Genomic DNA, 20,099 nt, shown 5'->3' with positions numbered 1-20,099 from the left:
CTCATTATGCTCCTCGGACTAGGGAAAACAATTGCTTGATCAGATTACTCAACTACCAATACTGATAGAAAGGCTACTGCTCTAGCGCGCTCTCGCTCGATATTCCTCAGCAGCTGCATTTTGAGCGATTACTTTTTCACGAAATTGCTCAACAAACTTTTGGTGATAAGGATTGTTACGCGTTTTGAAGAAGTAAATCAGGCCAAGTACCAAAAACCATATCGGCAATGCGTATAGTGCAATACGAGTATCTTCACTCAAAGAAAGGGCATAGATAACAATCGCAAAGAAGGCAAAAGAAACGTAAGGCATGGTTTTACTCAAAGGCATCTTGAACTCAGACTCATCGTGAGCTTGCGGTAGACGCTTGCAATATACAAGATACGCAATCAGGATCATTGACCAGATGAAGATGAAGATGATCGCCGCAACGCTACCAACCAATTCAAAAGCAGACATCATTGACTGAGTGTTAGTAAGAATTAATGCCGCTGACAAAATCAGTCCCGTTCCCAAGAAAATACCACCCGATGGAATCTTATGGGATGACAACCTACCAAATACTGCAGGAGCATGGTGTTGCTTAGCTAAGCCATATAGCATCCGCGAAGTCGCATAGATCCCACTATTGCTCGATGAGGTCGCAGAACTAATCACTACCAAGTTCACAATAGATGCAGCGCTGACCATGCCAATTAAAGAGAACATGCCAACAAATGGACTTTCGTCGGGAGAGATATCTGTCCATGGCGTTACCATCATTAGAACCAAGATTGTGCCGACATAAAAAATCATAATCCGCATGGGGATTTTATGGATTGCATCTGGCAACATCACTTTGGGATTTCGAGTTTCAGCCATCATGGTGCCAATGATTTCCATACCAGCAAAAGCAAAAATCGTCATCTGCAAGCCAGCAAGTAAACCCGTAACCCCATGCGGCATAAAGCCGCCATAAGACCAAAGATTACTCACTTTAGCCTGAATTCCAGTGGGAGATACAAATCCAGTCACACATAAATACAGACCTAAGAAAATCAATCCGACGATCGCGACGACCTTAATGATGGCCATCCAAAATTCCAGCTCTCCAAAAGCTTTAACAGTCAGCAGATTTAGCGTGAGCAAGAGCAAAATAATACAAACTGCTGAAATCCAATGGGGTAAATTGGGGAGCCAAAAAGAGATGTAGCCGCTAATCGCAATAATTTCTGCAATTGCCGCTACGATCCACACAAACCAATAAGACCAGCCTACAAAGAAGCCGGCAGTCGGTCCCAAAATATCTTCGGCGAAATCTACAAAAGATTTGTACTCCAAGTTATAGAGTAAGAGTTCGCCCATCGCTCGCATAACAAAGTAAAGGATGAAGCCTGTTAAAGCGTAGATAAACAGAATCCCTGGGCCAGCCAAAGAGATTGCCTTACCGGAGCCCATAAAAAGACCGGTTCCAATGCAACCACCAATGGCGATCATTTCAATATGGCGCTGGCCTAGTCCGCGCTCAAGATCTTTACTTTTTTCCATATGGGATCGTCTCAATCAAAATAGAGGTGAAGAGGAAAGTTGATTTTTATGGAATTACTGAGATTTAGCTGCAGTGGGAATGTTCGATTGAGCAGGAGCAGTTGAATTTGAACTTGGCGTTAATAAGATCACTTGATCTACGCACTCATTGTTGTCGTAACTCACTTCATACACAGTCAAATTACCATCATTAATTGCTTCTACCGGGGTAGTAATCACCTCAGTAATACCTAGAGTAAATACGTCTGCAGTGCCCTCTGCTAAAGCGCGCGCTGTTTTAGCTCCTTGGCTATAGCCTTGGGTAAAGCGGTAAATTTCAAACTTCTTTCCATTCTTAACCTCGCTAGAGGTTGGAACACCAAATTCTGCAATTAAGACATCTCTTGGTGTGCCTACTTTAAAAAGTGAGATATTTTTTTCGGACGGCTGATGCGCGGCCATATATACAGAGCAGCCACCCAACCATAATGCTGAGGAAATGATTACTATCGATTTAATAAATTGCATTGTATGTCTCATTTGGTATTAATGAGCCTAGTTTATTCGATTTAAGGGTACTTGTTACTTTCCATTTGATGTAAGCGCATTTGCTATTGAGCTAACCACGTCAAAAACATAACGCAGTTGCTCCATGTCGGCAATGCGTAATTGGTTCACCTCAAGCTCAGAAGTTAATGGCTTAGCAAGCCGAGGTATTGAATAATTGGGGCATAGCCCATCTTCATTCCTCTACATTGCGCCATATCTTCAGGTCTCGTTACGATCACCGGGACAGGCTTCCAACGATCGTCAGGATCAGAACTCATGGTGATTACTGCTTCAACAACTCCTTGCTCCAGTAAGACCTCACAAAGTCGCGTGATAATTCCCGTCCACTGGGCGCCCTTTAATGGCTCCTTTAACCTAGCCCTAAACATTTCCAAATATGGTCCAAAAAAGACTTCGTCAGAATGCTCTGTAGCACGCTGCCTACCGTGAGCTAATGTTTCGAATTTTGGATAATTCGGCTGAATAAACTGACAGGCAGTTGCGCAACGTTTGGGTTGCGTAGTTCGAGATACCCCGCAATCAGTGCATAAATCACGAAATGGGGCAATATCAATTGACACCATCTTCAGTCAAGCCCTACGCAAATCGTGCCAACACTCTTTGTTGAATCTTTTCCTTAGATAGGCCATAGCTATCAAGCAGCAAGCCAAGCTCACCATGTTCCACATACTCATCTGGAAGCCCTAACAACAAAGATTCAATCTGGATATTCTGCTCTGATAAGACCTCTAGACAAGCGCTTCCAGCGCCACCTTTAATAGCACTATCCTCAATAAAGACTAGTCCGTCATGAGTGGCTGCAATTTCTATTAATAAGTTTTCATCCAATGGCTTTACAAAGCGCATATCCACCACGGTGGCATTCATTTCTTGCGCAATCGATAATGCGCTATACAACATGGGTCCAAAACAAATAAAGGCAATTTTTTTCTTTTGAGGGAAAGCTTGATCGATTTTTCGTACTATGAGCCCTCTACCAATAGGCAAGGCTTCTAAGGGTTGATCTGCCGTCTCTAGACCAACTCCAGAGCCACGTGGGTAGCGCACTGCTGCTGGGCCATCGTGTTTAAAGGCGGTCGTCAACATTGCTCTACATTCTTGTTCATTGGATGGTGTCATCAGAACTAAATTTGGTAAGCAGCGTAAAAAAGCGATATCAAATACTCCGGCATGCGTTGCCCCATCAGCGCCCACCATCCCTGCTCGATCAATGGCAAATACAATTGGTAAGTTTTGTAAAGTCACGTCATGTATCAGTTGATCGTAGCCACGCTGTAAGAATGTCGAATAAATCGCGACTACTGGCTTAAGCCCTTCACAGGCAATTCCAGCCGCAAAGGTAACGGCATGTTGTTCCGCTATGCCAACATCGTAGTAGCGATCAGGGAAACGCTTCTCAAACCCCACTAATCCGGAGCCCTCACGCATGGCAGGCGTAATAGCGATGAGGCGCTCATCAGCCTGTGCCATATCACATAACCACTCACCGAATACTTGGGTGTAGGTTTTCTTAAGCACTGGCTTTGTCACAATCCCTGCTATCGGGTCAAATGGGCTTGGACCATGATAGGCAATGGGGTCTTGCTCTGCTAATGAGTATCCTTTGCCTTTTTTAGTAACGACATGAAGGAACTGTGGTCCCTCAGTTTGGGCAAGGGTTTTCACGTTTTGTAGGGTGGAAATTAAGACATCTAAATCGTGGCCATCTATTGGACCGTAATAATCAAATCCGAACTCTTCAAAAATAGTTGCTGGTCCAACCATCCCCTTTGCATGACCTTCCAATCTTTTTGCAAATTCTCGAATGGGTGGGGCTACAGAGAGTACTTTATCGATTCCCCTCTTGGTGGCGGCATACATCGATCCAGAAATTAACTTCACTAGATAACGGTTCAATGCGCCTACCGCCGGTGAAATTGACATCTCGTTGTCGTTCAGAATGACAATAAGCGGGACTTTTTTATTCACACCAGCATTGTTCATTGCCTCAAATGCCATACCAGCACTCATTGCACCATCACCAATAATGGCCACTACATTACGCTTCTCATTTTTTGTTTTAGCAGCTACTGCCATTCCTAAAGCTGCTGAAATGCTGGTAGATGAATGGGCAGTTCCGAATGCATCATATTCACTCTCGCTGCGCTTCGGAAACCCTGAAATACCGCCGAACTGTCTTAGGCCCGACATGGCCTCCCTACGACCAGTAAGTACTTTATGAGCATAACTTTGATGACCTACATCCCAGATCAGACGATCATAAGGGGTATCAAAGACATAATGAAGTGCAACGGCGAGCTCTACAGTTCCTAAGTTAGAAGAGAGATGTCCTCCAGTACTTGAAACCGAACTTAATATAAAGTTTCGCAACTCACGCGCAATTTGAGGAAGCTTGGATACCTCATGCTCCCTCAGGTCTTGCGGGTTGGATATGGTTTCAAGGAGGTTAGTCATTTTGAGCATAGCCAACTCACTTAGATGAATAGATTTTAGAAATAATCTGTTTATATTCTTCCAAATTCGCATCAGAAGACTGCTTCAATGCATGAATTGGGGCATGCATAAATTTATTGGCAAGTGCTATCGCCATATGTGAAAGTACAACCATTGGGTCATCACCATTCGCAATTCTTCTGCTTGCTTTTTCTAGCTCAATCTTTTGATATTGCTCACCAACGTTCTGAATTGACTTAATAATGGGTACAACAGCCCTTTTCTCCAAGGTTTCATAAAACTCAATGACGCCTCTTTCAATGATTTTTTCTGCATCACCAATACAATCTTGACGGTTGGCCTTGCCAGCGCTGACTATTTCGCCAAGATCATCAATAGAGTAAAGATAGGCATTTTTAAGACTCTTGATTTCTGGCTCAAAATCTCTTGGTACTGCTAAATCTATCAGAACAATAGGGCGAGATTGCCTAGCTTTAAGCGCTGTTTTAACCATTCCCATGCCAATGATTGGAAGCGAACTAGCAGTGCAAGAAACCACGACATCGTATTCATGCAACTGCTTTGGTAAGTCAACCAATGGAAATACCTCAGTTTGTAAATTCTTATCGGAAAAAGTTTTAATTAAGTCGTTGCCTCGGTCAACAGTTCTGTTTGAAATTGCAATCTTTTTCGGATTTTTTCCTGCAAAGTGATTTGCGCAAAGTCCGATCATCTCCCCAGCACCAATAAACAAAACACTGCATTGGCTCATTTTCCCAAAGATGCGCTCAACCAATTTCACGGAAGCGCCCGCCATAGAGACTGAGTGCGCACCAATTTGGGTATTACCTCGAACGACTTTTGCTACAGAAAAGGTTTTGTCAAACAACGGTTTTAAGTAAGCCCCCAAAGCACCTACTTGATTAGCATTTTCGATAGCCTTTTTCATTTGCCCTAGGATTTGAGTTTCTCCTAAGACCATTGAATCTAAACCACTGCCCACCCTGAAAGCATGTTTGACTGCATCACTTTCCTTAGCTGAATAGATGTAGGGGCGTAATTCATGTTGATGGACATTATTCTGAGCAGCTAGCCAATCAAAAGTGCGCTCCTCTAAATAATGATCAGGATAAGTAGCGTCATTAGCCGCACAATAAATCTCCATGCGATTGCAGGTAGATAAAATGGTTACCTCTGGCGTCAAATCTGAATACTTCCCCTTCAAATGATTACGAAGATCCAATAAGGAATCCTGCAAATGTTCCGGGGCAATAGCAACCCTCTCCCGAATGTCAATTGGAGCGGTGTGATGATTGACACCAAGATTCAGTATTTGCATGCTAGTGGCTATTTAAAAATAGCTTGGACGGATCAAGAAAAATCATAGAAATGATTCTTCCTCTTGATTCGCAATATGTCAATCAAGATTGACACCTATTTGAGTATCACCTAATAGGGAAAACCCCCATAAGGGCCACTACTCCTGATTCTTGGTAGCAGCTTCGTAGGCTTTAAATTTTTTGTACGAATTAATAGTGGAATACAAGGCTAAAGCTGTAATCAGCACAAAGACGAGATTTGTAAAGGAATACTCTTGATAGAGAATCCAGATCTGGCCAATGAATGCCAAGGGAAATACAACAATGGCAAATTTGAGCCAAAGCAGGGTTCTTTTCAATTTTGCGTCTACTTGTCCAGGTACAGATTGCTCTTTCATCACTTATCCTTATGGTTAAAGAGGCTGAGCCCCAAATTAATCTCGTCTGAGTATACGAAATATGAAGCTTGTAAGGCCTTGAGCAAGAATAAATGCAAAGATTGCCCCCATCAGCCCCATAAATACTGCAGGCACAGTTCCCAGATCCAGTTGCTTGGCGAATAACAGGGACATGGCAAATCCAACTGCGGCGCAAGCGATCTCAAATAGCATTTTTATCATGGCAAAGCACTCACTAGTTTGACTGCTTTGACACCCCAAAACAGCCTTTAAAGAGAATCATTCTATATCCCATCCAGATTAAACAAGCCCTAAAAATTAGCGTGATGAGCAAGTTATTTTGCACTGCAATAAAAGAACTTGTAAGGGAAATTACCCATAAAACTGTATATTTTTTTGTACACATTGGTATAAAATTCACCCTGTAGTACAGAAGGTTATTCAGTGCCCTCGTGTGGGTTAGCACGACGCAGTTAGATTTGAGAGGAAACGCTATGACAAATAACACTCTTACAGGTCTGAGTGTTGAGGAGGCGGAAGAGTTGCATCGCAACCTCATACAAGGTACGCAATTTTTTGGGATGATCGCAGCACTTGCCCATTTACTTGCTTACATCTATTCACCTTGGTTGAAGTAATTTAAGGAGCTTAAGATGATCTACGGAAAAATGTGGACAGTAGTAAAGCCAACAGTTGGTATCCCATTATTTTTGGGTGCAGTAGCCGTTGGTTCTTTTTCAGTTCATTTGGCATTACTTAACAATACAACTTGGGTGAAAGCTTTTTTAGAGGGCGGTAAGGCTGCTAAAGCTGGATCCGTTGCTGCGGCGCCTATGGCACCATCAGCGCAAAAATAAGTTTTATCTTGTCTCATAAGACCTGGATCATTCGATCTAGGTCTTATTTTTTTTGTTTTGCAGATCCCTCAGTTAAACTAAGTTTTAAATGAATCGTTTTAGCAAAAAACTTATCAGTACCTGGGCTAATTTAGGCCCACGCTTTTTACCTTTTGCAGACGCTGCTACTGCTGAATTACCGCTCGCTAGATTACTCAGGCTATCCCTATTTCAAGTATCGGTAGGCATGGCCCTCGTGCTATTGGTTGGCACCTTAAATCGCGTAATGATTGTGGAGCTACACGTACCCGCATCATTGGTGTCAATCATGGTTGCATTACCCATTATTTTTGCCCCTATTAGAGCCTTGATTGGCTTTCGCTCTGACACTCATAAATCCGCCCTCGGTTGGCGTCGGGTTCCTTATATTTGGATGGGAACGATGGTGCAATTTGGCGGCCTAGCTATCATGCCTTTTGCTTTGTTGGTCTTAGCAGGTGCAGGCAATGCCAGTGAAGCGCCGGCATGGATTGGATTAGCTGCTGCAGCACTATCATTTTTATTTGTTGGCGCTGGTATTCACACCACTCAAACAGTAGGCCTTGCCTTAGCTTGTGATCTTGCGCCACCGAAAGCACAACCCAATATTGTTGGTCTGATGTTTGTGATGTTATTAATCGGCATGATTGGTAGCGCACTTATTTTTGGTCAAGTACTGGAAGAGTACAGTCCAGGGCGCTTAATACAAGTGATTCAAGGCAGTGCTGTGGTGACGATTATCTTGAACGCTATCGCACTTTGGAAACAAGAAAGTCGCGAGGAAGCGCGCGCTAGAGCGCAAGTAGCAAGAGAGCAAAACTTTAAAGAGTCTTGGGCTACCTTTAAAGAAGGTGGGCAAGCCGTTCGTCGCTTAATTGCTGTTGGCTTTGGCACGATGGCCTTTAGCATGAATGATGTCTTGCTGGAGCCTTATGGCGGTGAATTACTCAATATGAGTGTAAGCGCCACTACCGTGTTAACTGCCACTTTAGCCATTGGCTGTTTATTTGGCTTTAGCATTGCCTCAAAAGTATTAAGTGCTGGTTACGACCCTTTTAAGATGGCTAGCAATGGTGCAAAGATTGGTATTCCCGCATTCATTCTGGTGATCGTAGCTGCACCTTTAGACAGCACACTCATTTTTATTGTGGGCGTTGTCTTGATTGGGTTTGGCAACGGGCTATTTAGTCATGGCACCTTAACTGCCACCATGAGATACGCTCCTGAAAATCAAAGTGGCTTAGCATTGGGCGCCTGGGGAGCTGTACAAGCAACTGCCGCCGGAATTGCGGTAGGTGTAGGAGGAATATTTCGGGATATTTTGGCAGGCATGGCCTCCAGAAATTATTTCGGTGCCGACCTCAATAGTCCAGCAACGGGATATTGCGGCGTCTATCTACTAGAAATCATCCTGCTTTTCATCACCATAGCGGCAATGGCCAACTTTACTTGGCCCACTAAGCCCGTGGAATCGGTAGCCTAATTGACTAAGTTACCGCAATTAATTGAAAAGGTTTTAATATTTTTTGGGTTCTTCATCAGCTCCATTAGTTTTATATTGATTACCTTGGGCTTGTGGGACTTCATTTCTATAGAAATATTCGCTTTTGGCCTTTCTTCTGGCATTCGCGTATTGGGTAGCTGCGCTATCATAGGATGCCTCCTCAGCGCAATTGGCTACGGAATTGGCGACTATTTTAATAACGAAGTGAAGGAGTGACTATGTTTAAAAAATCAGATTACTTCATTCTCATGGCAGTGGTGATTTCTTTCTTTACCTCGGCCTATTTATGGTTTGTGGTCGAAGATCGAGAGCAGTCCATTTTTACTGCGCTCTGGGTACCCTCAATATTTTGCTTTGGGATTTATTTCAAATTATCCGCATTATTGAATCGTAAAAAATGAGTAATACAACATTACTCCTCGTATCCATCTTTGTTTTCAGCCTATTAATTGCTGGCCTTTATTACATGGTCCGAGAATTTATGGGAGAGGTGCAAGACGCTTTCCCCGATGTCAATGAATGGCTAGATTCCGAACAGAAGAAAAAGAAGTGAGTACTACTTGCTTGAAGTAATACTCATCAGGCCACTTTAAAACTACAGCAGTTTTTTGATCGCAGCCGACATCTTGCTTGCGCCATCTGCAGATGCAAGGCGTGTGACTGATTCACCATCTTTGCTTACCAGAAATTTAGTGAAATTCCACTTAATACCGGCAGTTCCCAGAATGCCTGGAGCATGCTCTTTTAAATAGGCATATAAGGGATGGGTGCTGTCACCATTCACATCCACCTTCTCAAACATCGGAAATGTCACGCCATAATTAGCGCTGCAAAATTGTCCAATTTCCTCAGCTGAGCCAGGTTCTTGAGCCCCAAATTGATTGCAGGGAAAGCCTAAAATTTCTAGGCCATGAGCCTTATTTTCTTCATAGAGATTCTGTAAATCTCGGTATTGTGGTGTAAACCCGCAGCGACTGGCCACATTGACAATGAGGAGAACTTTGCCGGCATAATCCTGCAGATTTTCTTGGGCTCCATTGAGTCTTTTTAGGGGGATATTCGGCAACATATTTCATTCTCCAAGAGGATTAAAGTGGTCTGCAAATACTCTATACTCAGTTCATAATAAATGGATTATGAAGCTTTAGCTATATAGCTTTGCCCCTTAAACTATAAAGATTATTAAAGGCTTGCGTGACTACAGACACAGCACCGTATCGTAGTTTGTGTACAGACTGCGGCATCTCTCGCAGCAGCAATCCAAAACGCTGTGGTGATGCCTGCCAGTTCATCAAGCCCAAATACCCCGAATTAGAAACTCAGGTTCACGGCAGGCCAAGAGACTTGAACCGACCGGATGAACTCCATTTTGGTCCATTCACCAAGATGCTCCGCGCAGGATTAAAAAATCCGAGCACAGGCGCACAGTGGACCGGCATTACCACCCGCATTGGTGAACGCTTATTGGAGACTGGCGCAGTTGATGCCATTCTAACCATGACCGAAGATCCTAACGATCGCTGGAAGCCATTGCCCATCATCATCGATAAAGCAACTGATATGGCTAAATGTCGTGGCATGAGAATGGGATATGCGCCACTACTGTCTCTCTTAGAGCCAGCCATTGCCAAGGGTTACAAGAAAATAGCGGTCATTGGTATCCCCTGCCAGGTTTACGCCTTAAGAGCACTAGAAAAAGAGCTTGGCCTAGAAAAGTTGTATGTCATTGGCACACCCTGTTCAGACAATACAACGACAGAAAACTTTCATCATTTCTTGTCGCTGATTAGCTCAGAGCCAGAAGAAATTAACTATCTTGAATTTAGGGCGGATTACCACGTAGAGGTTCGCTTTAAAAATGGCAAGAAGAGAGAGATCCCATTTCTGCAATTACCACTCTCCACTTTGCCGAATGATTTCTTTCCATTAACCTGCCGCACCTGTGTTGACTACACCAATGTGTTGTCTGATATCACAGTGGGCTATATGGGGGGCCAGGGCGAACAATGGCTCATTGTTCGCAATCAACGCGGCGAAGAATTGCTAGGATTACTGGGAGATGAAGTACGCACCTCCGAACCGGGAAGCGCTGGTAAACGGCATTCAGCTGTAGTGGGGTTCATGAAAAACGTCGAGCGTGCCGCTGGTGGACTCCCTTTGCGAAAAATGCCGAATTGGTTAAGACCCATTGTGGGTTGGTTGATGCCTAAAGTCGGCCCGCGTGGCTTGGAGTTTGCTAGAACGCGCGTAGAAATGAAAGCAATTGAAACAGTACTTCACCTCAGAAGAGAGCAGCCCGCAAAAATGGGTTCCATGATTCCGAAACATATTTGGCCATTAGTAGAGCCTTACGGTATTAAACCGAGCGAACAAGAAATTCATAAACCCTAAACCCCATTTTCTCTTTGGAGCATTCCATGGCTTTATTCCTCATCGGCCTTATCATTTTTCTAGCTAGCCACTCTTGTCGCATCTTTGCAGAGTCATGGCGCAATCATATGATTGATCGCATCGGCGAAGTAAAATGGAAAGGTTTGTACACCATCGTCTCCTTGGTTGGATTCATCATCATGGTGATTGGCTATGGTCAAGCAAGGCAAAACACACTAGTTTTGTGGCAACCCAATGCATTACTCATTTATATCGCTCTAGCGCTTAACCTAGTCGCATTTATTTTCCTAGCAGGAAGCTCGCCTTCAAATAATGCGATTCGCCTCAAACTCAAGCACCCCATGATTTTGGGAGTTAAAGTTTGGGCACTTGCGCATTTGATATCCAATGGCACCTTAGTAGATCTCATCCTATTTGGGTCTTTTTTACTGTGGGCTGTACTGGATTTTCGTTCAGCCAGAAAACGCCCTATTCATATGCCTCAACAGGCTGAAATCAGCACAAAGGCAACGATGATTACCATTGCTTCTGGGGTAATTCTTTGGGTAGTTTTCATATTTGGGTTGCACCAATACTTAATCGGAGTCTCTCCTCTCGCCCAACTATCTTGAGCGCTATCTTTAAATCGGTCAACATGAACACTAGATCAAGATTCATCGGTCTCATGTTGACTCTGGTTTTATGGGGATGTGACTCTCAAGCTCCAAAAATAGAGGCCATAGAAAGTCAAAATAAGTCGCTATCATGCTCGCTGAATGGCAGCCCCCTTAAGATTGAAATTACTAAGGGTTCGCTCGATGCAGCAATGTACTATGAAGGTAAGGAATCCAAGATTAACCTCTTAGAGGTAAAAGATTTTTATCAAATCATCATGCGTTTTAATCCACAAATTGGGCAGCTTAAAATCAATAAAATGGGAAATGAGTTGATTCAATTACGCAACTCTGAAGAGCGTATTACGTCGTGTACAACCCAACTAAAATCTTTATAGCCGAAACATTCTCTTCTTTGGAGGCATCATGAAAATCACTTATTCTATTATTAGCCTACTGGCTTTTAGCTTAATTCACACTACAGCGATTGCACAAGGCAGCCAAAAGCCAGTTGAGCCCATCAAAACTATTGCATCACTCGATGTGCCACGCTATCAAGGTACTTGGTATGAGATTGCCAAATTTCCAAATTGGTTTCAAAGAAAATGTATAGCCGATACCAATGCCACCTATAAGATCAAGGAAGATGGCAATGTGAGTGTTACCAATCGCTGCACATTTGAGAATGGCGAAAAAGGCGAGGCACTTGGAACCGCAAGACAGATTGGTGACTCCACCTCACCCACTCTAGAGGTTCGCTTTGCACCAGCATGGCTTGGGTTTCTGCCTATGGTCTGGGGAGATTATTGGGTAATCGATATCGATCCCGAATACCAATTGGCCGCTGTGAGCGACCCTGGAAGAAAATATCTCTGGATTCTCTCCCGCACCAAGACGGTAGAGCCCAAAAAATATCAGGCGCTTCTGAATCGCCTAGTGAATGACAACGGCTTCAGTCTTGAGCAGCTGAGCCTGACACCCCAAAATTAAACGGAGAATAGGAATTTGATAAAGGTAATTCCGATAATCAAGCCTGAAAATGCAACGATGCCAAGCAGATATAATTTTCCAGTTTTATTTCTTAAAGTTGTTGCGCTGTTATCTTTCATTTTTACTTCCCTTCAGTAGTTAAGACTAATTAATGGGTACTACAGCTTAGACTTTTGCAAAACCCAATAAATGGGCGGTATCTTTAAAGAAAATCTTTATGTGCGCCATAGGGTCACGGCGTACAAGCTTCTTATTCATATAGGATTCAAAGGTTAAGCGCTGCACATCTTTATCTTCACACATTTTGACAAAGCGCTCGCGACGTTTGTCGTTGTTGTACCAAAAACGCTGCATGATTCCGAGAACTAAGAACACGGTACCGTGTTCTTTCATAAATTTTTTGCGGGCTTTTGCCAAAACCTTGCCATTACCAGTAACGAGTAGCTCTTCTACTGCCTCAGCAGCAACACGACCACCATACATTCCGTAGTAAATCCCTTCACCCGAAGCCGGAGCTACTACGCCTGCAGCATCACCAGCCAACACTACATCCCTACCGTTATCCCATTTCTTTAAGGGCTTCATTGGAAGCGGCGCACCTTCGTGTCGCAGCATTTCAGCATTCTCAAGACCAGTCTGCTTTTTAAGAGCGGTGACTGCGCTACGCAAGGAAAAGCCTTTATCAGCAGTTCCTGTACCAATGCTCATGGTATTACCATGCGGGAATATCCAGCCATAAAAGTCGGGGGATAAAGCACCCTGATAAAACACATCGCAGCGGGTACCGTCAAAACCTGCTGGCGGGTTTTCAGGAACCTTAACGATCTCGTGATAGGCGAAGACGTATTCCACATCCTTTGCACCTGGAATGGCCTGGCGTCCGACTCCTGATTTGGCGCCATCGGCACCAATCACTGCCCTAGCACGTACCGATACGGTTGTGTCAGGTGAGCCATGCTTACCACGCACAGCATAGTGAATGACTGAGACTCCATCTTGATCTCTAGTGATTTTCTCAAATATGCCCGTTCTTCTCTCGGCTCCATCATTGGCAGCACGGACACGCAAAAACTCATCAAACTTATCGCGGTCGACCATCCCTACAAAGCCGCCCTCAATATGCATATCTACCGCCTTATCTGATGGCGCAATCATTCTGGCGCAATTGGCCTTGGCGACTAAAAGCTCATCAGGGATTTCAAAATCCTTAATTAAGCGTGGAGGGATAGCCCCACCGCAAGGTTTAATTCGGCCCATCCGATCCAATAAGAGTACTTTTCGACCTTTCTTAGCAAGGTCACTTGCAGCAGTAGCTCCAGTAGGGCCACCGCCAACAACTACGACATCAAAAGTTTCTAAAGTACTCATTCTGATCTCCATATATTGAGTGCATTACTTCATCATTGATAAATTACACGCCAACCAATTGCTTTGATAGTTCGTTTGTTTGTTTTTGCGCACGCGTCTGAAATGACAGGTAGGCAGCCACAACAAATAAAACACCTTCCAGAAAAAACACAAAAGCATACGCAGAAGCAGGATCACCTAAAACAATCCTAGCGATATCGCTTAAGCCAGTTCCAATAATTCCACCTAAACCAAAGGCCATCGCTTGCGATGCCCCCCAAATACCCATGCGAATACCTTCACGCTGCGCGCTACCGATGCTGGCAAATTGCATCATTGATCCAATAGCGGCAATAGAAAAAGCGCCATTAAAAATGCCTAACAAGAAAACAGCCGCCTTAAAGAAAGTCACGCTTTCAATAGGGCCTGATAAAACAAGACCCAACATTGCCAATGCTGAAGCCAGGCAACCACCAATAGTCCAATTACTTAATGAAGTTAAAGACTGAGATTTGGCTTTGCTCGTAATAAAAGCTAAGGCAAGCATTCCCAGAAGTACGCCGCCATTTTGTATGCCAGACAAGGAGGTTGTTTCTGCAGGAGTAAAGCCAAATGCGACCGCAGCAAAAGGCTCCAAGATCAAGTCCTGTGAGCTATAAGCCAACATAGATACAAAGACAAACCAGGTAAAAGAACGTACCCTGCCTTCTTTCCAAACCTCAGCAAAGGCTTCACGAAAGTTTGCTTTGGTAGGCGTCACTTCTGACTGCGCTTCAACTACATTAGCGATTGACTGTTTGGCCTTCAACACTGGAGACTCCATTCCCCAAATTGCCAAGAATGTAACTGCCACAGCAATCACAGAGACAGTTGATGACACTATTAATAGACGCTCAAATGAAAATGGCGTCAGAAACTTTCCACTGACACTGGCCGTAAATGCAAAACCAAAAATCATCATCAACCAAACGCAAGTAGCAGCTGCAGCCTTCTTTTTAGGCTCCACGCGTTTCGCCAAAAGAACTAATAACGCAGTGCCGCTAGAGCTAACGCCAATACCAATCATTAAAAAGGCAACTGTAGCCAGCGCAATACCCAGTACAACTGAGCTACTCAATAAGATTGTTGAAGCCGCAGCCAAAACTCCACCGCAAGCCAGCACCAATATCCCACCCCGAATCCATGGAGTGGCTCTGCGAGTTTGGTCAGAGCCAAAACCCATGCGTGGGCGTATTAACTGAATAAAATAATGAATCGCCACCAATGCACCCGGCAGGATTGCTGGTAGAGCTAGCTCAACTACCATCACGCGATTTAACAGTGAAGTAGTTAGCACCACAATCGATCCCAAAGACGCTTGGACTAAACCAAGCCGTGCAATTTGAGGCCAAGTGAGATAGGTGGATTCGGAAGTGTTCATGGTTGCCTGATTAATTGACCGAGAAACGTCCTGCCACTGCAAATGCACTCACCATCATTCCTGCAACAAACAATGGCACCCCAAAACCACTCAGAAATAATGCCCGCTTGACTGGGTCCAGCAGGAAATTACGCATCATCACTATTTGCCCCGCTATCAACAGCACAATCACACCAGCCTGCCAATAAGCACCCCAGATCAGTAACAGGCCAAATACGCCAAACTGGGGAGCTAACATCATCAAGCAAGCATTCTCGGCGGCACCTGCAACACCGAGTTGGACAGGCAAAGAAAGCACGCCCATTTGACGATCACCTTCAATTGCCTTGAAGTCATTCAAAGTCATAATGCCGTGCGCGCCGATGCTATACAAAATAGCGAGAAGAATAGATGGAGTGGATGGGAATAAGTCCCCCATCATTACCGCTGAGCCTGTAAACCAAGCTAAGCCCTCATAAGAAATTCCACAAGCCGCATTACCCAGCCAACCATTTTGCTTAAAGCGCAATGGCGGCATGCTATAGAACCAAGCCAGCAAGAGGCCTAGCAGTGTTGCCACAAATGCCCATGGACTAATTAGCCAACCCAATAAGAGTGAGAGGCCGGTCCAAATAATTGCGACATATAAACCCCAAGCCCCTGGCATCCGGCCAGAAGGAATAGGACGCTGCGGTTCGTTAATGGCATCCACTTCACGATCAAACCAATCGTTTACTGCCTGACTAGCAGCGCAGACCATCGGGCCAGCGAGAATCACTCCAGCAATTAATAAGTGCCAACGTCCCTCAAAGGAAACGCCGGTTGCAATGACTCCACATGCAAAAGCCCACATGGGTGGAAACCAAGTAATGGGTTTTAGTAACTCTAAAATTGCGGACGGCGCAGGAAAGCGGCGCATGGTGGGTGTATTTATGATCGCATCCCCCATTTCCACAAGCCTTCGCTAGAAAAAGGAACCACCATCAAAATATGCTCTAAGACCGCTAAAGACAAAATAGCGCCAGTTAATGACATTGAGGCAACCACGAAATCACTTGCATTAGGATCGAACGCAGCTTGCCATAATGGAATTGCACAAAGAGCACCGCCGATCACTGATATCGGTAGCAATGGATTCATTGGCTTACAGGTGAAATAAGTAAAGATATATTTGAGGTGATTGGGCAGGAAGCGCTCATTGAGATTTAAAACACCCAAGAAGATATTTAACTTCGCACTCTGCCTCATGAGCCAAAGAATTATAAAAGTCCAAAATCCAGTCTGATTTGAGCCGCCCCAAGTCATCATAGTCACGGCTAGAGCCAAAATGACCAACGCAATCTCATGATGCTGGATTGTCTTAAATGCAAGATACGCTTTCTGCCAACCCCGACAACTCTCTGGACAGGGCTCTCGACAAGGACCGGTGACATAGCCAAATAAGAAACCAATTTCTTGCCAGCCCCAAACCAAAATGGCGCAGGTAAAACCACAATACGCGCCAGCGACTGTGTCTAAATTAGCACTGGTTTTGAGCCCTACCAAAGCCATTGCGAGCACCATGCCACTTACCCAAAAAGTATTTTTATAAGTGGAGGGATCACGCTGATTTAAGAGCAGAATAATCCCGGTACTAAACCACCAGATAAAAATCGAGTAGAGAATAGGCCAAACAATGTTCATCAAATTACCAAGAAGGAATCATGCGAACATCAGCCGGTAAGGCATTGTCTTGCACTGGCATGAAATACAGCTTCAAAAATACAATGCCAGCACGAGCACCTAAAAGAGCCGTCTTCAACTTGTTGATGAGGCCACCCTCTTTTTTATAAACATCCATCTTTTCGAACAGTGCCCTCATCTCTTCAAGGCACTGATAGAAACGGGGGTCATCTAAATTCACAGAAATTGGGAAAACTTGCTTAATAATTTCGTTGGTAATAAAAAGTACCTTCTTGTCATAATCCGTTGGCGAGATCTTCATGGCCTTATAAAGCTCAATCCGGGTATGGTCACGAACATACATCGTGGCATATACCGCGAGAATGAAGAAACGAATCCATAACTTATTAACACCTTGAAGTAATTTAGGATTGGCGCGCATGATGAGCGCAAAGGACTCGCCATGGCGAAACTCGTCATTACACCAGCGCTCAAACCATAAAAAGATCGGATGAAAGCGAACTTCGGGGCGACTTTCCATCTCCCGGAAAATGGTGATGTAACGGGCGTAACCAATCTTCTCGGAGAGATACGTGGCGTAAAAAATAAACTTAGGCCTAAAGTAAGTATATTTCTTGGATTTCGCCAAAAAACCTAGATCAATACCGATATTAAAGTCTTTGAGCCACTGATTAATGAAGCCCGCATGACGACTTTCATCTCTAGCCATGTAACCGAACAACATGCGCATATCTGGATTAGTGACTTTACGCTTGATCTCTGCATACAAAATGCAACCAGAGAACTCGGAAGTAATGGAGCTGATCAAGAAATCAACAAACTCGTCATATAAAGCTGGGTGTAGATTGGAATAATCTTTTTCCATATCTGCAGGACGTTGAAAATGATCATGATTATTGTCACCTTCATACTCCGCCATCAATGCATCCCACTCCGGGCGCAAGGAATCAATGCTGATACGATCCATCTCTTTAAAATTGGTTGTATAAAAGCGCGGGCTCAATACAGCATCTTCCAATGCCATCTTGGTAGATTCATTAATTTCACCCTTTGCAGGGATTTGACTTTGCAACATACTTTCTGCGCTATCTAAATTCATTTCCTACTCCAAATAAAAAGAAAAATTATTTAACTGTTGCTGCTAAATGCACTGGGTCAAGCAATTTATAAAATGTTCCCGCATTCGTAGGCCCAAAAGACTCCAGATCGACCATGCGACCCGTTGCTGTATCCGATAAAGTCAAGCGACCATCCGCTCTGTAAATGAGCTCAAAGGGTGGCCCACTGTCCAAGCCCCTACGCTTTCTTTCTTGGGCAAGCCCGCGCAAAGTACCCCTAATAAATCCTGCCTCACCCTGAACAGACTCAATCTGCTGTCCAGTTTTGTAATTAATGACGGCAATCGAGCCATCTGGCCGATCTTCAAAGCGCAATTGCAAGACTTTAAATGGCGCTGCATCCGACTCTCTCACCTGACTTAAATCGCGGCTATTAATAAATACCAATAAGAGCACGATGACGATGACGTCGACAACCAGTATTTTTGCTACTGGCGATAGAAAATCTTTTCTTTCTGGAGCGCTCATGCCGTCTGCACTCCCGCTTGTGTCACTTGAGCATCGAGTACTTCCATTTTGCTAAGTCCGGTAGATACAGTCCAAGCTTCTGTCAATATGCTTGCAACTGCCTTGGCATCAGGAACGCAACGCATCATAGGTTCCGGTGTAGCTAAACGCCATGGGCGTACATGAGGCCATAAATGAAAGAAGGCAATCTTATCCTCGGTAGCAATCTGCATCGGAATATCGCCCGTTCCATCTTTGTATAGCTTTAGATCTGCACTACCCAATGTCTTATAAGGGAGATTAAATGTCACAGTCAAAACAATGCCAACCCTCATTACGATACGACGGTTCGTTAAGGTATACATAGTCGTCGTTGCAGACCAGTAAGCTAATAGTCCAACCAACACAAGACCAATCACAGCTAAGAAGAAGGCAAGCGCTACGCTACTCCATCCTTCGGCCAAGCCACCCTCACTACCGAATACTGAAATCGCTTGCCAAATCACAATCACTGCAAAGTACAAGCTAAGCCACTGCAAACGAAATACATGCTTAGCCATAGAGATCCAATTGGGAGCGCCCTGCCACAAGATCACTTCGTCTTGTGGCAATGGTTCTGGCAGCCCTAAGGCAGCCTCAAACTCATACTCTGCTGATTGATGTGGTTTTTGATTCACAAAATACTTTCAATGAATAGCAATTTAAATAAGGGGTTCTTGACGCTCAGGTGTTGCATACAAGGTTCCGCCACCAAAGTAAGCCATGATCTTCTCTTCTTCCAATAGGGTGATTTGATCCTGACTCTTTAACCCTGGAACCAAAGCAAATTGATTCGCAAGAATCGATTCAACCTTGATATAGTCCCGATGAATTCGTGAGAAATTCATCGGCAGTAATACTCTTCTGCCACCAAACTCTGGCAAGGTTTCAATTTCAAAATAGCGAATCACGACTTCAGCCTGATCAATCCAGAGCTCTTTCACGGTACCAGCGATCAAACCATCGTCACCCATGACTTCCATACCAACTGGCGTTTTATCTTGTTTGGCTACCGTAAATTGACCGAGTAAACGTCCAGGCAGAATTCGCTTTTGACCTTCTGATGTCATATCAGGAATGTCTGCGCGCTTCGTAAATGCACCTGGTCCAACGCCATCTAACATTGGGTTTCCGGTTGGAACTAAAGGAGCGCCATTGAGGTAGCTTGAAGGTCTGGCGGCCACTTGTTCCAAAGGCCCATCTTTTGGAACGGTCACATCACCCCAATACTCCGTATGAAAAGTCTTCGGTGCCGGCATACCCGCAATTCCGGCAGCTCGTCGTGTCTCGCCTCGAATGTCATATTCCAGCGGAAACCCTTCACGCTTACTTTCGATAGTAAGGTAATAGACTAGCGCTGCAAAAAATACCCAAAATGCATACAGCACTAATTGCGCAACATCTACATATTCTGTAATTGCTCCGGTTGCCATCTTGCTCTCCCTTTTAACAATAACGCTTAATGTGAAAAAACATACTGTGCCGCT

Annotated in this window: 25 protein-coding genes; 9 read left to right on the top strand and 16 right to left on the bottom strand. The window is 44.3% G+C overall.

Annotation, left to right across the window (positions count from 1 at the left end; translation table 11 throughout):
* Nucleotides 1–81 precede the first annotated feature (81 nt).
* The 7 genes from Pas1_RS02040 to Pas1_RS09600 all read right to left on the bottom strand — a co-directional run bounded on the left by Pas1_RS02040 (nucleotide 82) and on the right by Pas1_RS09600 (nucleotide 6,400).
* Complete coding sequence (locus Pas1_RS02040; RefSeq protein ID WP_112294370.1) at nucleotides 82–1,527, bottom strand: amino acid permease; 1,446 nt, start codon at nucleotides 1,525–1,527, stop codon at nucleotides 82–84.
* Between the two features lie 54 nt (nucleotides 1,528–1,581).
* The gene (locus tag Pas1_RS02035) at nucleotides 1,582–2,034 is read right to left on the bottom strand and encodes a hypothetical protein (RefSeq protein ID WP_192874757.1); all 453 of its coding nucleotides are present in this window, start codon (nucleotides 2,032–2,034) and stop codon (nucleotides 1,582–1,584) included.
* Between the two features lie 164 nt (nucleotides 2,035–2,198).
* Complete coding sequence (locus tag Pas1_RS09815) at nucleotides 2,199–2,639, bottom strand: coenzyme F420 hydrogenase/dehydrogenase beta subunit N-terminal domain-containing protein (RefSeq protein WP_112294369.1); 441 nt, start codon at nucleotides 2,637–2,639, stop codon at nucleotides 2,199–2,201.
* 13 nt (nucleotides 2,640–2,652) lie between these two features.
* Nucleotides 2,653–4,530, bottom strand: a complete 1,878-nt coding sequence (gene dxs, locus Pas1_RS02025) for a 1-deoxy-D-xylulose-5-phosphate synthase (protein ID WP_112295147.1) — start codon at nucleotides 4,528–4,530, stop codon at nucleotides 2,653–2,655.
* Nucleotides 4,531–4,546: 16 nt separating this feature from the next.
* Entirely contained in the window at nucleotides 4,547–5,848 is a 1,302-nt protein-coding gene (gene hemA, locus Pas1_RS02020; RefSeq protein WP_112294368.1) for a glutamyl-tRNA reductase, read from the bottom strand.
* Nucleotides 5,849–5,986: 138 nt separating this feature from the next.
* Nucleotides 5,987–6,226: a hypothetical protein gene (locus Pas1_RS02015; protein WP_112294367.1), complete on the bottom strand. Its 240-nt coding sequence runs from the start codon at nucleotides 6,224–6,226 to the stop codon at nucleotides 5,987–5,989.
* Nucleotides 6,227–6,262: 36 nt separating this feature from the next.
* Nucleotides 6,263–6,400 carry a hypothetical protein gene (locus tag Pas1_RS09600; RefSeq protein ID WP_158525979.1) on the bottom strand — a complete coding sequence of 46 codons (138 nt, stop codon included), beginning with the start codon at nucleotides 6,398–6,400 and terminating at the stop codon, nucleotides 6,263–6,265.
* 320 nt (nucleotides 6,401–6,720) lie between these two features.
* Between Pas1_RS09600 and pufB the strand changes: the two genes are divergently transcribed.
* From pufB to Pas1_RS09595, 5 genes are all read left to right on the top strand, one after another.
* Nucleotides 6,721–6,864 carry a light-harvesting antenna LH1, beta subunit gene (gene pufB / locus Pas1_RS02005; protein WP_112294365.1) on the top strand — a complete coding sequence of 48 codons (144 nt, stop codon included), beginning with the start codon at nucleotides 6,721–6,723 and terminating at the stop codon, nucleotides 6,862–6,864.
* 15 nt (nucleotides 6,865–6,879) lie between these two features.
* On the top strand, nucleotides 6,880–7,083 hold the full coding sequence (locus Pas1_RS02000; protein WP_112294364.1) for a light-harvesting protein: 204 nt from the start codon (nucleotides 6,880–6,882) through the stop codon (nucleotides 7,081–7,083).
* 88 nt (nucleotides 7,084–7,171) lie between these two features.
* Nucleotides 7,172–8,584, top strand: a complete 1,413-nt coding sequence (locus tag Pas1_RS01995) for a PucC family protein (protein ID WP_112294363.1) — start codon at nucleotides 7,172–7,174, stop codon at nucleotides 8,582–8,584.
* Between the two features lie 239 nt (nucleotides 8,585–8,823).
* A complete protein-coding gene (locus Pas1_RS01990; RefSeq protein WP_112294362.1) occupies nucleotides 8,824–9,006 on the top strand; it encodes a hypothetical protein in 183 nt (60 codons plus the stop codon).
* Nucleotides 9,003–9,158: a hypothetical protein gene (locus tag Pas1_RS09595; RefSeq protein ID WP_158525978.1), complete on the top strand. Its 156-nt coding sequence runs from the start codon at nucleotides 9,003–9,005 to the stop codon at nucleotides 9,156–9,158. The genes Pas1_RS01990 and Pas1_RS09595 overlap by 4 nt, the downstream gene beginning before the upstream one ends.
* A 42-nt stretch (nucleotides 9,159–9,200) precedes the next feature.
* On the opposite strand, the gene Pas1_RS01985 is transcribed toward Pas1_RS09595, so the two are convergent.
* Entirely contained in the window at nucleotides 9,201–9,674 is a 474-nt protein-coding gene (locus Pas1_RS01985) for a glutathione peroxidase (protein WP_112294361.1), read from the bottom strand.
* A 125-nt stretch (nucleotides 9,675–9,799) separates the two neighbouring features.
* Between Pas1_RS01985 and Pas1_RS01980 the strand changes: the two genes are divergently transcribed.
* The 4 genes from Pas1_RS01980 to Pas1_RS01965 are packed head-to-tail and all read left to right on the top strand — an operon-like array spanning nucleotide 9,800 to nucleotide 12,579.
* Nucleotides 9,800–10,996 (top strand): Coenzyme F420 hydrogenase/dehydrogenase, beta subunit C-terminal domain, encoded by a 1,197-nt coding sequence (locus Pas1_RS01980; protein ID WP_112294360.1) that lies wholly within the window; start codon nucleotides 9,800–9,802, stop codon nucleotides 10,994–10,996.
* 26 nt (nucleotides 10,997–11,022) lie between these two features.
* Nucleotides 11,023–11,607 (top strand): NnrU family protein, encoded by a 585-nt coding sequence (locus tag Pas1_RS01975; protein ID WP_112294359.1) that lies wholly within the window; start codon nucleotides 11,023–11,025, stop codon nucleotides 11,605–11,607.
* Between the two features lie 53 nt (nucleotides 11,608–11,660).
* Nucleotides 11,661–11,987, top strand: coding sequence for a hypothetical protein (locus Pas1_RS01970; protein WP_112294358.1), 327 nt, complete (start codon nucleotides 11,661–11,663; stop codon nucleotides 11,985–11,987).
* A gap of 28 nt (nucleotides 11,988–12,015) precedes the next feature.
* Nucleotides 12,016–12,579: a lipocalin family protein gene (locus Pas1_RS01965; protein WP_112294357.1), complete on the top strand. Its 564-nt coding sequence runs from the start codon at nucleotides 12,016–12,018 to the stop codon at nucleotides 12,577–12,579.
* A gap of 165 nt (nucleotides 12,580–12,744) precedes the next feature.
* Here Pas1_RS01965 and Pas1_RS01960 read toward each other — a convergent pair whose 3' ends face one another.
* From Pas1_RS01960 to puhA, 8 genes are read right to left on the bottom strand one after another with little or no spacing between them, the layout of a single operon-like run.
* Nucleotides 12,745–13,947, bottom strand: a complete 1,203-nt coding sequence (locus Pas1_RS01960; RefSeq protein ID WP_112294356.1) for a geranylgeranyl diphosphate reductase — start codon at nucleotides 13,945–13,947, stop codon at nucleotides 12,745–12,747.
* A gap of 43 nt (nucleotides 13,948–13,990) precedes the next feature.
* Nucleotides 13,991–15,346 carry a BCD family MFS transporter gene (locus tag Pas1_RS01955; protein ID WP_112294355.1) on the bottom strand — a complete coding sequence of 452 codons (1,356 nt, stop codon included), beginning with the start codon at nucleotides 15,344–15,346 and terminating at the stop codon, nucleotides 13,991–13,993.
* A 10-nt stretch (nucleotides 15,347–15,356) separates the two neighbouring features.
* Nucleotides 15,357–16,244: a chlorophyll synthase ChlG gene (gene chlG, locus Pas1_RS01950; protein ID WP_112294354.1), complete on the bottom strand. Its 888-nt coding sequence runs from the start codon at nucleotides 16,242–16,244 to the stop codon at nucleotides 15,357–15,359.
* 11 nt (nucleotides 16,245–16,255) lie between these two features.
* Nucleotides 16,256–17,008 carry a putative photosynthetic complex assembly protein PuhE gene (gene puhE, locus Pas1_RS01945; protein ID WP_112294353.1) on the bottom strand — a complete coding sequence of 251 codons (753 nt, stop codon included), beginning with the start codon at nucleotides 17,006–17,008 and terminating at the stop codon, nucleotides 16,256–16,258.
* A 4-nt stretch (nucleotides 17,009–17,012) separates the two neighbouring features.
* On the bottom strand, nucleotides 17,013–18,107 hold the full coding sequence (gene acsF / locus Pas1_RS01940) for a magnesium-protoporphyrin IX monomethyl ester (oxidative) cyclase (RefSeq protein ID WP_225971636.1): 1,095 nt from the start codon (nucleotides 18,105–18,107) through the stop codon (nucleotides 17,013–17,015).
* Nucleotides 18,108–18,132: 25 nt separating this feature from the next.
* On the bottom strand, nucleotides 18,133–18,594 hold the full coding sequence (gene puhC, locus Pas1_RS01935) for a photosynthetic complex assembly protein PuhC (RefSeq protein WP_112294352.1): 462 nt from the start codon (nucleotides 18,592–18,594) through the stop codon (nucleotides 18,133–18,135).
* Complete coding sequence (gene puhB, locus Pas1_RS01930) at nucleotides 18,591–19,250, bottom strand: photosynthetic complex putative assembly protein PuhB (RefSeq protein WP_112294351.1); 660 nt, start codon at nucleotides 19,248–19,250, stop codon at nucleotides 18,591–18,593. The genes puhC and puhB overlap by 4 nt, the downstream gene beginning before the upstream one ends.
* A 24-nt stretch (nucleotides 19,251–19,274) precedes the next feature.
* Entirely contained in the window at nucleotides 19,275–20,045 is a 771-nt protein-coding gene (gene puhA, locus Pas1_RS01925) for a photosynthetic reaction center subunit H (protein ID WP_112294350.1), read from the bottom strand.
* Between the last annotated feature and the right edge of the window lie 54 nt (nucleotides 20,046–20,099).

It is taken from the genome of Polynucleobacter paneuropaeus (genome assembly GCF_003261235.1).
GTDB classification, from domain to species: domain Bacteria; phylum Pseudomonadota; class Gammaproteobacteria; order Burkholderiales; family Burkholderiaceae; genus Polynucleobacter; species Polynucleobacter paneuropaeus.
The sequence above is the reverse complement of the archived record's forward strand: the minus strand, read 5'-3'. Positions and strand labels throughout refer to the sequence as shown.

What these genes read in the sequence shown, in the direction of transcription:
- Pas1_RS02040 (WP_112294370.1), bottom strand. Translation starts at nt 1,527, where the DNA reads ATGGAAAAAAGTAAAGATCTTGAGCGCGGACTAGGCCAGCGCCATATT.
- Pas1_RS02035 (WP_192874757.1), bottom strand. Translation starts at nt 2,034, where the DNA reads ATGCAATTTATTAAATCGATAGTAATCATTTCCTCAGCATTATGGTTG.
- Pas1_RS09815 (WP_112294369.1), bottom strand. Translation starts at nt 2,639, where the DNA reads ATGGTGTCAATTGATATTGCCCCATTTCGTGATTTATGCACTGATTGC.
- dxs (WP_112295147.1), bottom strand. Translation starts at nt 4,530, where the DNA reads ATGACTAACCTCCTTGAAACCATATCCAACCCGCAAGACCTGAGGGAG.
- hemA (WP_112294368.1), bottom strand. Translation starts at nt 5,848, where the DNA reads ATGCAAATACTGAATCTTGGTGTCAATCATCACACCGCTCCAATTGAC.
- Pas1_RS02015 (WP_112294367.1), bottom strand. Translation starts at nt 6,226, where the DNA reads ATGAAAGAGCAATCTGTACCTGGACAAGTAGACGCAAAATTGAAAAGA.
- Pas1_RS09600 (WP_158525979.1), bottom strand. Translation starts at nt 6,400, where the DNA reads ATGTCCCTGTTATTCGCCAAGCAACTGGATCTGGGAACTGTGCCTGCA.
- pufB (WP_112294365.1), top strand. Translation starts at nt 6,721, where the DNA reads ATGACAAATAACACTCTTACAGGTCTGAGTGTTGAGGAGGCGGAAGAG.
- Pas1_RS02000 (WP_112294364.1), top strand. Translation starts at nt 6,880, where the DNA reads ATGATCTACGGAAAAATGTGGACAGTAGTAAAGCCAACAGTTGGTATC.
- Pas1_RS01995 (WP_112294363.1), top strand. Translation starts at nt 7,172, where the DNA reads ATGAATCGTTTTAGCAAAAAACTTATCAGTACCTGGGCTAATTTAGGC.
- Pas1_RS01990 (WP_112294362.1), top strand. Translation starts at nt 8,824, where the DNA reads ATGTTTAAAAAATCAGATTACTTCATTCTCATGGCAGTGGTGATTTCT.
- Pas1_RS09595 (WP_158525978.1), top strand. Translation starts at nt 9,003, where the DNA reads ATGAGTAATACAACATTACTCCTCGTATCCATCTTTGTTTTCAGCCTA.
- Pas1_RS01985 (WP_112294361.1), bottom strand. Translation starts at nt 9,674, where the DNA reads ATGTTGCCGAATATCCCCCTAAAAAGACTCAATGGAGCCCAAGAAAAT.
- Pas1_RS01975 (WP_112294359.1), top strand. Translation starts at nt 11,023, where the DNA reads ATGGCTTTATTCCTCATCGGCCTTATCATTTTTCTAGCTAGCCACTCT.
- Pas1_RS01970 (WP_112294358.1), top strand. Translation starts at nt 11,661, where the DNA reads ATGTTGACTCTGGTTTTATGGGGATGTGACTCTCAAGCTCCAAAAATA.
- Pas1_RS01965 (WP_112294357.1), top strand. Translation starts at nt 12,016, where the DNA reads ATGAAAATCACTTATTCTATTATTAGCCTACTGGCTTTTAGCTTAATT.
- Pas1_RS01960 (WP_112294356.1), bottom strand. Translation starts at nt 13,947, where the DNA reads ATGAGTACTTTAGAAACTTTTGATGTCGTAGTTGTTGGCGGTGGCCCT.
- Pas1_RS01955 (WP_112294355.1), bottom strand. Translation starts at nt 15,346, where the DNA reads ATGAACACTTCCGAATCCACCTATCTCACTTGGCCTCAAATTGCACGG.
- chlG (WP_112294354.1), bottom strand. Translation starts at nt 16,244, where the DNA reads ATGCGCCGCTTTCCTGCGCCGTCCGCAATTTTAGAGTTACTAAAACCC.
- puhE (WP_112294353.1), bottom strand. Translation starts at nt 17,008, where the DNA reads ATGAACATTGTTTGGCCTATTCTCTACTCGATTTTTATCTGGTGGTTT.
- acsF (WP_225971636.1), bottom strand. Translation starts at nt 18,107, where the DNA reads ATGAATTTAGATAGCGCAGAAAGTATGTTGCAAAGTCAAATCCCTGCA.
- puhC (WP_112294352.1), bottom strand. Translation starts at nt 18,594, where the DNA reads ATGAGCGCTCCAGAAAGAAAAGATTTTCTATCGCCAGTAGCAAAAATA.
- puhA (WP_112294350.1), bottom strand. Translation starts at nt 20,045, where the DNA reads ATGGCAACCGGAGCAATTACAGAATATGTAGATGTTGCGCAATTAGTG.